The organism is Streptomyces sp. NPDC047002 (assembly GCF_040704505.1).
In the GTDB taxonomy this organism is placed as follows: Bacteria; Actinomycetota; Actinomycetes; order Streptomycetales; family Streptomycetaceae; genus Streptomyces.
This window is the reverse complement of the sequence record NZ_JBEYWC010000018.1, coordinates 90,556-102,487: the sequence shown is the minus strand read 5'-3', so window position 1 is coordinate 102,487 and position 11,932 is coordinate 90,556. Positions and strand designations below refer to the sequence as shown.

9 protein-coding genes are annotated in these 11,932 nt (G+C 74.1%); 3 read left to right on the top strand and 6 right to left on the bottom strand.

The annotated features are described in order from the left end of the window. Window positions 1–49: 49 nt before the first annotated feature. A complete protein-coding gene (locus AB0910_RS18425; RefSeq protein WP_366745653.1) occupies window positions 50–520 on the bottom strand; it encodes a Rieske (2Fe-2S) protein in 471 nt (156 codons plus the stop codon). Between the two features lie 333 nt (window positions 521–853). Here AB0910_RS18425 and AB0910_RS18420 point away from each other — a divergent pair, with 333 nt between their 5' ends. Further along, window positions 854–2,326, top strand: a complete 1,473-nt coding sequence (locus tag AB0910_RS18420) for a nucleobase:cation symporter-2 family protein (RefSeq protein ID WP_366745652.1) — start codon at window positions 854–856, stop codon at window positions 2,324–2,326. Window positions 2,327–2,532: 206 nt separating this feature from the next. Here AB0910_RS18420 and AB0910_RS18415 read toward each other — a convergent pair whose 3' ends face one another. Beyond that, entirely contained in the window at window positions 2,533–3,849 is a 1,317-nt protein-coding gene (locus AB0910_RS18415) for a cation:dicarboxylase symporter family transporter (protein ID WP_366745651.1), read from the bottom strand. Window positions 3,850–3,941: 92 nt separating this feature from the next. Continuing rightward, window positions 3,942–5,108 (bottom strand): enolase C-terminal domain-like protein, encoded by a 1,167-nt coding sequence (locus AB0910_RS18410; protein WP_366745650.1) that lies wholly within the window; start codon window positions 5,106–5,108, stop codon window positions 3,942–3,944. A gap of 96 nt (window positions 5,109–5,204) precedes the next feature. On the opposite strand from AB0910_RS18410, the gene AB0910_RS18405 reads away from it, so the two are divergent. Both AB0910_RS18405 and AB0910_RS18400 read left to right on the top strand, forming a co-directional pair. Continuing rightward, window positions 5,205–5,921 carry a GntR family transcriptional regulator gene (locus tag AB0910_RS18405; protein WP_366745649.1) on the top strand — a complete coding sequence of 239 codons (717 nt, stop codon included), beginning with the start codon at window positions 5,205–5,207 and terminating at the stop codon, window positions 5,919–5,921. Window positions 5,922–6,058: 137 nt separating this feature from the next. Further along, window positions 6,059–6,733 (top strand): class I SAM-dependent methyltransferase, encoded by a 675-nt coding sequence (locus AB0910_RS18400; RefSeq protein ID WP_366745648.1) that lies wholly within the window; start codon window positions 6,059–6,061, stop codon window positions 6,731–6,733. 57 nt (window positions 6,734–6,790) lie between these two features. Here AB0910_RS18400 and AB0910_RS18395 read toward each other — a convergent pair whose 3' ends face one another. Genes AB0910_RS18395 through AB0910_RS18385 form a run of 3 tightly spaced genes read right to left on the bottom strand, consistent with a single transcriptional unit; the run spans window position 6,791 to window position 11,921 of the window. Next, window positions 6,791–9,316: an ATP-binding cassette domain-containing protein gene (locus tag AB0910_RS18395; RefSeq protein ID WP_366745647.1), complete on the bottom strand. Its 2,526-nt coding sequence runs from the start codon at window positions 9,314–9,316 to the stop codon at window positions 6,791–6,793. Beyond that, entirely contained in the window at window positions 9,313–10,344 is a 1,032-nt protein-coding gene (locus tag AB0910_RS18390) for an ABC transporter permease (RefSeq protein WP_366745646.1), read from the bottom strand. Before AB0910_RS18390 ends, AB0910_RS18395 begins: the two co-directional genes overlap by 4 nt. After that, window positions 10,341–11,921: an ABC transporter substrate-binding protein gene (locus AB0910_RS18385; RefSeq protein WP_366745645.1), complete on the bottom strand. Its 1,581-nt coding sequence runs from the start codon at window positions 11,919–11,921 to the stop codon at window positions 10,341–10,343. The genes AB0910_RS18390 and AB0910_RS18385 overlap by 4 nt, the downstream gene beginning before the upstream one ends. Window positions 11,922–11,932 lie beyond the last annotated feature (11 nt).

Genomic DNA, 11,932 nt, shown 5'->3' with positions numbered 1-11,932 from the left:
CGGGGCCGGGGCTTTGCCCGGCCGGGCCGCCGGGGCCGGGTCCGCGGCGTCAGGCCAGCGAGATGGAGCCGCCCGCGACCTTGATCTGCTGCGCGGGCAGCGGCTTCGGTGCGGGCCCGCCCTTCACGCTGCCGTCCTCGATGCTGAACTCGCTGCCGTGGCACGGGCAGTGGATGATGCCGTCGCTGATCGAGGCCACCGTGCAGCCCTGGTGGGTGCAGACGGCGGAGAACGCCTTGAACTCGTTCGCCTTCGGCTGGGTCACCACTACCTTCTGGTCGCCGAAGATCTTGCCGCCGCCCTCCGGGATGTCGGTCGTCTTGGCGAGGGCGTCGCCGCCCGCCGACCCCGAGCCGGCGCTCTTGCCGCCGTCCGCAGGGGCGGACGAGGTGTCGGAGCCCGAGGCGGTGTCCGAGCCGCCGCCGCAGGCGACGAGGGCTGCCCCCAGGCCGGCGGCTCCGGCTGCGGCGACCACGGTCCTGCGCGTCACGATGCGCGCGGCTCCCTGCGTACCCGTCATGGCTTGCTCCCCTTGCGTTTCTCGGTGATGCGGTCGTTCCGCTTGCGGCGGGCTGCCGCGCAACCTGGTCACCCGGGGGTACGGACGGTGCGCCTGGTGCGTTCAGCCGTGCCGCGGATTCCCCCGGCCGTGCCCAAAATTCCCCGTGGACCGCGGCAGCGGGGACTGTGTGATCTCTTGACGGCCCGCAGGATGGACCCTACATTCATTCCACATTTCAGAATCATTATTCCGCAATGTGGAATCGGAGCGCTCGTTCTCGTACCACGTTCCAGAGTGCAGGCGCGCGGCCCGGGCCGCGCGCCTGCGACGGACTAAGGAGCCGCAGTGGCGATGAAGCCCAGGTTCACCAGGCAGGGCAAGGCAGCCGGCACCGCGACAGGGGGCCGCGCCGCCCACGCGCCCCACCCCGTCGACGAGAGACTGCCGCCACTGCGGATGGCGATGACCGGCCTCCAGCACGTCGCCGCGATGTACGCCGGGGTCGTGGCGCCGCCGCTGATCGTCGGCGCGGCTGTCGGACTCCCGCCCGCCGACCTCACCTTCCTCACCGGCGCCTGCCTGTTCACCGCGGGCCTCGCCACCTTCCTCCAGACGCTCGGCATCGGCCCGGTCGGCTCCCGCCTGCCGTTCGTCAACGGCGTCACCTTCGCGGGCGTCGCCCCCATGCTCGCGGTCGCCCGCTCCGTGCGGGACCGGCAGGACGCGCTCCCGCTGATCTTCGGCGCGGTGATCGTCGCCGGGCTCCTCGGGTTCCTCGCCGCACCGTTCTTCTCCCGCATGGTCCGCTTCTTCCCGCCGGTCGTCACCGGCACGGTGATCACCCTCATCGGTGTCTCCCTCATGCCCGTCGCCTTCGACTGGATGCAGGGGCCCGACGCGGCCGCACCCGACTACGGCTCCCTGAGGAACCTGGCCCTCGCGGCCGCGACCCTCGTCATCGTGCTGCTGCTGCGCCGCTTCACCAAGGGGTTCGTCAAACAGATCGCCGTACTCCTCGGCATGGTGGCGGGCACGCTCGTCGCCGTCCCGCTCGGCGGGGTCGACCTCGGTCCCGTCCGCCACGCCGGCCTGCTCGGCTTCCCCACGCCGTTCCACTTCGGCGCACCGCAGTTCGGCGGCGCCGCGATCGTGTCGATGTGCGTGGTCATGGTCGTCTCCATGACGGAGTCGACCGCCGACATGCTCGCGCTCGGCGAGATCGTCGGCCGCCCCGCGGACGAGCGCACCATCGCGGCCGGGCTGCGCGCCGACACCCTCGGATCGGCGCTGAGCCCCGTGTTCAACGGCTTCATGTGCAGCGCGTTCGCGCAGAACATCGGGCTGGTCGCGATGACAAGGATCCGCAGCAGGTTCGTCGTCGCGGTGGGCGGCGGTTTCCTGGTGCTGCTCGGGCTGTGCCCGGCCGCCGCCTCGCTGATCGCCGTCGTGCCGCGGCCGGTGCTCGGCGGGGCCGGCGTCGTGCTGTTCGGCTCGGTGGCCGCGAGCGGCGTGCAGACCCTCGTACGCGCCGGGCTCGACAAGGACAACAACGTCCTCATCGTCGCCGTCTCGCTGGCCGTGGGACTGATCCCCATCGCCGCGCCGGACTTCTACCACGCCTTCCCCGCGCAGGCGAAGATCGTCCTGGGCTCGGGCATCTCGACGGGCTGCATCACGGCCGCCGCGCTCAACCTCCTCTTCCACCACACGGGACGCGGGCGCGCGGCCCAGGAGGAGGAGACAGCGGAGCCGATGGAGCCCGCGGTGCGCATCGCCGCCTCCGCCGGGCCCGACGTCGGGGCGCCGGGGGCGCGGGCCTCGTGAGGGCGGCGGGGGCCGCGCCCCCGCACGGTCAGCGAGTGCCGCGCGGCAGCACCTGCACCGTGTCGCCCGCGGCGCGCTCTCCGGTCGCGTCCGACGTGCGGTCGACGAGCGCGCCGCCGACCGCCATCGCTGTCGAGCCGCCGCCGTGACGAGGGGACTGCAGGGCCGGGCGCGGGCGCCGGGACCGCCCGCGCCCGGGCAGATCCTCAGGCGGTCGCCTTCTCCGCGGGCTCGTGCCGCTGCGGGTACAGCGCTGCGCGGGCCCTGGCCGGGTCGAAGTCGTCCTCCCACTTGCCGATCACGATGGTGGCGACGGCGTTGCCGAGGACGTTGATGAAGACGCGGCCCTCGTTGAGGATGCGGTCGATGCCGACGATCAGCGAGAGCGCCGCGAGCGGCACGTGCCCCACGGCGGTGATCGTGCTGGCCAGCACGATGAACGCGCCGCCCGCGATGCCGGCGGTGCCCTTGCTGGTGAGCATCATGATGCCGACCATGGCCAGCTGCTGCTGCCACGACAGGTCCACGCCCACGGCCTGCGCGAGGAACAGCGACGCCATCGTCAGATAGATCGCCGAGCCGTCCAGGTTGAACGAGAAGCCGGAGGGCACCACGATGCCGACCACGGGGCGGCCCACGCCCATCGTCTCCAGCCTGCGCACCAGTTGGGGCAGCACCGCCTCGCTCGAACAGGTGCTCAGGGCCACCAGCAGCTCCGCCTTGAGGAAGCGCATCAGCGCGAACAGGCCGAGCCCGCAGGCCCGCATGACAGCGCCGAGCACCACCACGATGTACACCACGCACGTGCCGGTGAACAACGCGATGAGATAGCCCAGTTGGCGCAGGCTCTCCGCGCCGTAGGTGGCGACCACGGTGGCCAGCGCGCCGAACGTGCCGTACGGGGCGAGCCGCATCACCCAGCCGACGATCCGGAACACCACCTCGGAGAGCGCCCTGACGCCGCGGGTCAGGGGCGCGGCCTGCTCGCCCGTCAGGTTCAGCGCCACGCCGAAGACGATCGAGACCACGAGCGCCGCCAGGATGTTGTCCCCGGTCACGGCGCCGAACAGGGAGCCGGGGATCAGCGAGGAGACGAAACCTGTGAAGGTGGCGTGCTCCTTGGCCTCTGCGGGGACGTCGCCCGCGTGCAGTGTCGACGGATCGACATGGAGACCCGATCCCGGCTGGAAGACATTGGCGACGACCAGGCCGATCAGCATGGACACCAGCGAGAGCACCACGAAGTAGCCGATGGCCTTCACGCCGATGCGGCCCGCCTTGCGGAGGTTGTCCATGGCGGCGATGCCGGTGGTCACCACGCAGAAGACCACCGGGACCACGATCATCTCGACCAGCCCGACGAACCAGTCGTTGAGCGGCTTCAACTGCTTGCCCACGCCCGGGAACAGCAGGCCGACCACGATACCGAGGACCGCGGCGAGCACCACCTGGAACCACAACTCGCGTATCAGGCGGCCCGCCAGCGGCCGGGGCGGGCGCGCGGGCGCCGTGGTGGCTGTCATCGTTGGTGCTCCTTTGCACGACGATCGTCGGTGGTGGGGTGTGCGGGACGGGCGCCCGGCGGCGGGGTGTGCGCCGGGCGCCCCGGTGCGGCTCAGGCGTGCAGCTCCCGCAGCACCCGGTAGAAGGCGGCCTTGCCCTCGAAGCCGATGCCGGGGGTCTCGGTGAGGCCGACGCGGCTGCCGCTGACCCGCGCGTCGTCGGCGAAGCCGCCGGTGGGCTGGAACTCGCCCGGGTACGACTCGTTGCCGCCGAGCTTCAGGGCGGCGGCGATGTGCAGCGAGAACTGGTGGCCGCCGTGCGGGACGCAGCGCCGCGACGACCAGCCGTGCCGGCGCAGCATCTCCTGGATGCGCAGGTACTCCACCAGCCCGTAGCTGAGCGCGGGGTCGACCTGGATGACGTCGCGGTCGGGGCGCAGTCCGCCGTAGCGGATCAGATTGCGGGCGTCCTGGAGGGAGAAGAGGTTCTCGCCGGTCGCGATGCGGCCCTGGTACTGCTCGGCCACGACCGCGTTGAGCCGGTAGTCCAGGGGGTCGCCGATCTCCTCGTACCAGAACAGCCCGTACGGCTCGATGGCCCGCCCGTACTCCAGCGCGGTGGCGAGGTCGAAGCGGCCGTTGACGTCCACGGCGAGCCGGGAGCCGTCGCCGCCGAGCACGTCGAGCACGGCCTCGATGCGCCGCAGGTCCTCGGCGAGCGGGGCGCCGCCGATCTTCATCTTGACCACGTCGTACCCCTGGTCGAGGAAGCCCCGCATCTCGTCCTTGAGGTCGCCGAGCGTCTTGTCCGGCGCGTAGTAGCCGCCCGCGGCGTAGACGAAGACGGACTCGTCGGGCTCGCCGTCCCCGTAGCGGTCGGAGAGCCAGCGGTAGAGGGGCTTGTCCGCGATCTTCGCCGCGAGGTCGAACAGCGCCATGTCCACCACGCCGACCGCGACGGAGCGCTCGCCGTGGCCGCCCGGCTTCTCGTTGCGCATCATCACGTCCCACGCCCTGGCGGGGTCGAGCTCGCCGCGCTCGTCGAGCAGCGTGTCGGGCGGCGCGTCCAGCAGCCTCGGCAGCACCCGGCGGCGCAGGATCTCACCCGCGCTGTAGCGGCCGTTGGAGTTGAACCCGTAGCCGACGAGGGGCTTTCCGTCCCGCACCACGTCGCTGACGACCGCGACGACGGAGCAGTCCATCGCGCTGAAGTCGATCCAGGCGTTGCGGATGGAGGAGCTGATCGGGACGGTGCCCTCGTGTACGGCAGTGATCTTCACGGTGCTTCCTAATATCTTATAAGATGCGGGCGCTGTTAGGGTGTGATGATCCACCGGTTGCTGTCAAGAGCCGGGACGTACGCGAGAGGGCGGGGCATGGCGGAGGCGAACCTCTTCCTCAGCAAGAGCGACCTCGCCTACGCGGAACTGCGCGGGCGGATCCTCTCCGGCAGCCTGTCCGCCGGCTCTCGTCTTGCCCAGTACGAGCTCGCCGCCTCCCTCGGCATGAGCATCACCCCGCTGCGCGAGGCCATCAGACGCCTCAGCAGCGAGGGCCTCGTCGAGGTCGAGACCCACCGCGACGTACGCGTCTCCACGATGAGTTCCACCGAGGCGCGCCAGCTGTTCGAGGTGCGGCTCTCCCTCGACCCGACGGCCGCAGGGCTCGCCGCCGAGCGCCGCACCGACGCCGACCTCGACGCGATGCGCGCCGCCGTCGGGCGGCTGCTCCCGGTCACCCGGCGGTGGGGCGAGGAGGCGCTCAGCGCCCACCGCGCCTTCCACCGTGCGCTCTACGCGGCCTCGCGCAACGACGTCCTGATCCGGCTGCTCGACGACCTGTGGGACAAGTCGGACCGCTACCGCCGCCTGGGCCTCGAACTCCCCCCGGGCGACGGCCCCCGCACCCGCGACCTCGACGACCACCACCGCCTCGTCGACCTGGTCGCCGCCCGGCGCTCCGCGGAAGCGGCCGACCTGATGCGCACCCATGTCGCCCACAGCCTCACGGCGACGGCCATCAGCGCCCTGGAGGACCGGGAGGAGCACGAGGAGGCCGGCGCGGGGCCCGCCGTCGCGGGCGGCCAGGGCTGAGCGCACCGGCCGGGCGCCCGCGGCGGTTTGCCGGAATGGCAAGAAACCGTGCCGTCCCGGACCATGCGTGTCCACCATGGTCACCCGTGGCAGCGGGCGGCGCCGCCGCCCGGCGACGGGACACGGAGGGGTGGCGCATGGCACAGCAGCCGGAAGGGCCCACACGGGAGCAGCTCGAAGCGCAGCGGCCCGAGGAGTTCTGGGAGAGCCTCTACGCCACGTACCGGGAGGGCGGCGGGGCCTGGGGCGCCCGGGTCAACCCCGTACTGGCCGAGGTGGCGCAGGGGCTTGAGGCGGGCACCGCCCTCGACCTCGCGTGCGGCGCAGGGGGCGACACCGTGTGGCTGGCGCGCCGCGGCTGGCGGGTCACCGCGGCCGACATCTCGCCCACCGCGGTCGGGCAACTGCTGCGCACCGCCCGTGCGGAAGGGCTCGGCGACCTGGTGACGGCCGAGTGCCACGACCTCGCACACTCCTTCCCCGCGGGCACATTCGACCTCGTCTCCGCGCAGTACTTCCACACGCCGTACGCCCTGCCGCGCGCCGCCGTCCTGCGCACCGCGGCCCGGGCCCTGCTGCCGGGCGGGCGGCTCCTCGTCGTCGACCACGGCTCCCGCGCGCCGTGGTCCTGGAAGCTGGACCCCGAGATCCAGGCCCAGACGCCCGAACAGGTGTACGCGGACCTCGGACTGCCCGCGGACGGCTGGCGCGTGGAGCGCGCCGAGCGCCGGGCCCGCCAGGCGACCGGGCCCGGCGGGCAGACCGCCACCGTCACCGACCACGTCCTGCTGGTCCGCAGGGCGGAGGACTGAGCGGACACCGGGCGGCGCCGGCGCCCGGGCGGCGCGGGGGCACCGTGCCGCCCGGGCTCACCGCGCGGGTCGGTCCACCGCGCCGTCCAGCCGGGGCACACTGTCGAGCAGGGCCAGGGTCACCGGATGGCGCGGCGTGCCGAGGAGGGTGGCCGCCACGCTCCCCTGCTCGACCACTCGGCCCCGGTCGAGCACCGCCACCCGGCCGCCGAGCCGCGGCGCCACGGTGAGGTCGTGCGTCACCATCACCAGCGCCATGCCCCGCTGCCTGCGCAGCGAGTCGAGCAGCCGCACCACCGCAGCAGCCGACGTCGGGTCGAGCGCGCTGGTCGGCTCGTCGCACAGGAGGACGCCGGGACGGGCGGCCAGCGCCCGCGCCAGGGCCACGCGCTGGCGTTGCCCGCCGGAGAGAGCCGAGGGACGGCGCCCGGCGAGCGAGGCGTCGAGCCCCACCTCTTCGAGGAGTTCGGCGACCCGGCGGGCGGCCGACGCCGCGTCCGCGCCCTCGTACAGCCGCAGCGGCCTGCCCACGATCGCGGCGACCGAATGCGCCGGGTTGAGGGAGTCGTACGGATTCTGCGGCACCAGCTGGACCGTGCGCAGCGCCTCACGGCCCCGGTCGCGCACCCTCCGGCCGAGCGGCGTGCCCGACAGCTCGACCTGCCCGTCCCACCAGGGGTGGAGCCCGGCCATGCAGCGCAGCAGGGTCGTCTTGCCGCTCCCGGACGCGCCCACGACACTCAGGCAGCTCCCGGCGTCGACCGCGAGGGTGACGTCGGCGAGCACGGGGCCGCCCCCGCGGCTATGACGGGCGTTCAGGCCGCGTACCGCCAGGGCAGGGCCGCCGCCCGAAGCGCGCGGGAGGTCCATGGCGGGAGTCCGCGACAGGGCGGTGACGGTCGCCCGGGCCGCCGCCACCAGGGACCGGCCGACCGGCGTCGCGGGCGACCCCAGCAGCCCGGCAGGGTCCGCCGTCTCGACGACGCGGCCGCCCGCCATCACCGCGACCGTGTCCGCGACCTCGGCGGCGGCCGCCAGGTCGTGGGTGACGAGCAGCACGGCGACCCGGGTCTCCTCCGCGAGCCGCCGCAGATCCCGCAGCAGGGCCGCGGCCGTCACGGGATCGAGGGCGCTGGTCGGCTCGTCCAGCACGAGCACCGCGGGCCGTGTAGCCAACGCGCCTGCCAGCGCGACACGTTGGCGCTGGCCGCCCGAGAGCTGGTGCGGTCGGCGCGCCAGGAACGCGTCGTCGTCCGGCAGTCCGACCAGGGTCAGCGCCTCCCGGGTGCGCCGGTCGCGCTCGGCCGCGGGCACGCCGGCCGCCCGCAGCAGCTCCGCCACGTGCGCGCGCACCCGCAGGGTCGGCGCGAGCGAGGTACGCGGGTCCTGCGGCACATAGGCCATGCGGCCCGCGCGCAGCGCGCGCAGCCGCCGCGCGTCGAGCCCCCACAGGTCCGTGCCGTCGAGGCGCACCGTGCCCGCGGCGCGGTGGACGCCGGGGCGCGCACCGCCCAGCAGCGCGAGGGCCAGTGTCGTCTTGCCGCTGCCCGACTCGCCCACCAGCGCGAGGACGCGACGGGGCGGCAGGTCCAGGTCGACACCGCGCAGCACCGGGCCACGCGCCGAGTCCATCCGCAGCCCCCGACAGGAGAGCACGGCGCCGCCGCCGTTCGGGGCGACCGGCACCGAGGCGGCCCGTGATGGGCACGGCACCGGCGCGGCGGCGGCCGTGCGGGCGTCCGGCGCGAGCCGGTCCACCAGAGTGTTGGCCGAGACGAGGATCAACAGCAGCGCGGCAGTGGGGGCCAGGACCGCCAGCGGTTGCAGTGAGAGCCCCGACTGGTTCTCCATCAGCATCAGCGCCCAGTCCGACGCCGGGGGCTGGGCCCCGTACCCGAGGAAGGCGGCGGTCGCGAGGGTGAAGACCGCGCCGACGAACCGCACGCCCGCGTCGGCCGCGAGCAGCGGGCGCAGGTTGGGCAGGAGCTCCCGGCGCACCAGGTACCCCAGGGACTCGCCGCGGGCCTGCGCGGCCTCTACGTAGTCGTGTTCGAGCGCCTGGCGGGTCAGCGCGTGCACCACGCGTGTGATGTCGGGCACCAGCACTACCACGGTCGCCACCGCCACCCCCGTCACACCGCGTCCCGTCGCGGTGACCAGCACACTGAGCAGGATGAACGCGGGCATGCTCATCAGCACGTCCACGGCCCGCATCACGAGCGACTCGGCCCACCGCCCGCGCAGGGCAGCGACCGCCCCCGCGGTCGCGCCGACCGCGTAGGCCACGGCCAGCGCGCACACCGAGGTGACCACCAGCGCGCGGCCGCCGCTGAGGACGCGGCTCAGCACGTCGGCGCCGAGGTGGTCGGTCCCGAGCGGCGCCTGCCCGCCCACCGGGGCGTACGGGATGCCGACGGCCGCCTCGGGGTCGTGCGGCGCCAGCTCGGGACCCACCAGCGCCAGCAGCAGGCTCGCGCCGAGCACGGCGGCGACCACCCACACGCCCGGCCCGCGCCCACGGCGCGCCCGCGCGTCGGGCTCCTCGGCGCCCACCGTGCGGACATCGTGCTGCGATTCGTTCATGTTCCTTGCCCCCGGACCGGGTTGAGGAGTAGGGACAGGACGTCCGCCACCAGGTTCAGGGCGACCGTGACGCAGGTGAGGAGCACGGCGACCGCCAGGACCAGCGGGGCGTCCCGCGCGGCCGCCGCGTCGACCAGGCACGCGCCGAGCCCCGGGTAGCCGAACAGCGTTTCCGCGATCAGCGTGCCGCCCAGCAGGTAGGAGACATACCGGGCCAGCACGGGCACCGCCGGCACGACCGCCGCCGGCACGATCCAGCGAAGGACGACGCGCCATTCGGGGACCCCGCCGAGGCGCGCCGCCTCGACCGCCTCACCGCGCTCGGCCCGCACCGTGGCGGCGCGCACGATCCGCACGTTCTGGGCCAGGCAGGAGGCGACCAGCGTCACCACCGGCAGCACCAGCAGCGACGGCCGGTCGAGAGGGCCCTGCCCGGCGGAGAGCGCGGACACCGCGGGGAACCAGCCGAGCCCCGTCGCGAAGCAGAGCACCAGTACGGTGCCGGTCACGAACTCGGGGACGCTGACGAGCGTCAGCACCGCGGCCGACACGGCACGGTCGGCGCGCCGCCCCGCGCGCCTGCCCGACCACAGCCCGAGGGCGAGCGCGGACGGCACCAGGACGGCGACCGAGACCGCGCCGAGGACCAGCGAGTTCACCGCGCGGTCGCCGATGACGGAGGTCACGCTCCTGCCCTGCGCGTACGAGACCCCCAGGTCGCCGCGGAGCGCGTGCCCGAGCCACCGCAGGTACTGCTCCGCCGGCGGGACGTCAAGACCCAGGCTGTGCCGCAGCGCCGCGAGTTGGGCGGGGGAGCCGCCGCCCGTCCTGGAGAGCCGTGCCGTGGCCGCGTCGCCCGGCGCCAGCGCCGTGGCGAGGAAGACCAGCGCCGAGACGACGAGGACGACGGCGACGGCGGCCACGGCCCTGCGCAGCACCAGCGCGGCGAGGGCGCGGTGGGGTCGCGCAGGGCCCGCGGGCTCCTCCCCGGGGCCTGCCGGGGCGTGCGGGATGGCCGCCGTGCTCACGCGGTCAGGAACGCATCGCGCAGCGAGGGGTATTCGGCCCATCCGAGCGCCTTGACCCCCTGCACCCGGGGGATCGAGGCGGCCGCGGAGGGCAGGCGCGCGAAGACCGCGTCGCCGCCGTGGTCGAAGAGGTAGTGCTGCACGTCCGCCACGGTCCGCTTGCGTGCCTCGTCCGTGGTGGCGCGCTGCATGGCGGCGAGCAGGCCGTCGAGCGCCTTGGGTGCCTTGCCGGTGAAGGGGTAACTCGCCTGGCTTCCGTAGTAGTTGGTGAGGTCGAGTGGCAGTGGCATGGGGGAGTAGGCGGAGGTCTGCACGGGCGTGTGCAGCAGCTTGCCCATGTCGCTGTAGTAGTCGGCCGCGGGGACCTTGTCGAGCCGCACCGTGAACCCGGCCTGCCGCGCCTGCTGGACGAACGCGGAGGCGCTCTCCACGAGTCCGTAGGCGAAGTCGGAGGTGCGCAGGGTGACGGCGGCGCCGAGCAGCCCCGCCTTGCGCAGCAGGGACTTGGCGCGCTCCGGGTCGTGGTGGCGGCGCGGGAGGTCCGTGGCGTACCAGGGCTGGTGCAGGCCGCGCGCGTCGTCGGCGACCTCCCCGTAGCCCAGCGTGACGAGCCTGACCATGGCCTCGCGGTCGACGGCGTACTTCACGGCCTCGACCATCTCGGGTGAGGTGAAGGGCCGCAGGTCGAGGTTCATCGCGAAGGAGAGCTCGCTCCAGAGGTCCTTGGGCGGCAGCAGCACGCGGACCCCGTCGTTGCCGCGCTCGGCCCGCGCCGAGGTGAGCGGCACGCTGCCGACGTAGTCGAACTGTCCAGCCTTCAGGCCGCCGAGGCGCGCGGCGGCGTCCGAGACGGAGAAGATCTCGATCTCGTCGAGGTAGGGGCCGCCGTGGTCCGCGTCCCAGTAGTCGGAACGGGCCTTGAGAAGGCTGCTCTTGCCCGCGGCCCACCGCGCCAGCCGGTACGGGCCGCTGCCGGGCGCCGCGCCCAGATCCTTGGTGCCCTCGGGGATCACGAACATGGACTGGGCGAGCGCGAGGTCGAAGAACCCGTCGGGGCGCTTGAGGGGCAGCGTCAGTGTGCGGCTGTCGGGGGTGCGCGCGCCGTCGAAGTCGGCGTGCGTCAGCAGCGCGGCCTGGCCGCCCGGGTGGGCGGCGATGGTGCGGAGGCTGAACAGCACGTCCTTCCCGGTGAGCGGGGTGCCGTCGCTGAACCGTATGCCGTCGCGGACGCGGACCGTCCATGCGGACGCGTCCGCGTTGTGCTCGACGGACTCGGCGACGCGCCACACCGGGCGCCCGCCGTCCAGGTCGCCGAGCGCGTCCCACACCAGGCGGGCCCGCACGTAGTCCACCACGGTGGCCGTCGCCTGCACGACGCTCGTCGACTCGGCGCTGCCGCCGGCGAAGGCGGCCCGCAGCCGCCCGCCGCGGCGCGGCTTGCCGGTGTACGAGGCGGCCGCCGCCGGCCTGTCCGAGCCGCCGCCGCAGGCGCTCGCCAGGCCGCCGAGGGCGAGCACGGCGCTGCCGCCCGCCGCGCGCGCGAGCAGGGTGCGGCGGGAGGGTTCTGGTCTGTTCACTGCACTGTCCT

What these genes read in the sequence shown, in the direction of transcription:
- AB0910_RS18415 (WP_366745651.1), bottom strand. Translation starts at nt 3,849, where the DNA reads ATGACAGCCACCACGGCGCCCGCGCGCCCGCCCCGGCCGCTGGCGGGC.
- AB0910_RS18405 (WP_366745649.1), top strand. Translation starts at nt 5,205, where the DNA reads ATGGCGGAGGCGAACCTCTTCCTCAGCAAGAGCGACCTCGCCTACGCG.
- AB0910_RS18425 (WP_366745653.1), bottom strand. Translation starts at nt 520, where the DNA reads ATGACGGGTACGCAGGGAGCCGCGCGCATCGTGACGCGCAGGACCGTG.
- AB0910_RS18395 (WP_366745647.1), bottom strand. Translation starts at nt 9,316, where the DNA reads ATGAACGAATCGCAGCACGATGTCCGCACGGTGGGCGCCGAGGAGCCC.
- AB0910_RS18400 (WP_366745648.1), top strand. Translation starts at nt 6,059, where the DNA reads ATGGCACAGCAGCCGGAAGGGCCCACACGGGAGCAGCTCGAAGCGCAG.
- AB0910_RS18420 (WP_366745652.1), top strand. Translation starts at nt 854, where the DNA reads ATGAAGCCCAGGTTCACCAGGCAGGGCAAGGCAGCCGGCACCGCGACA.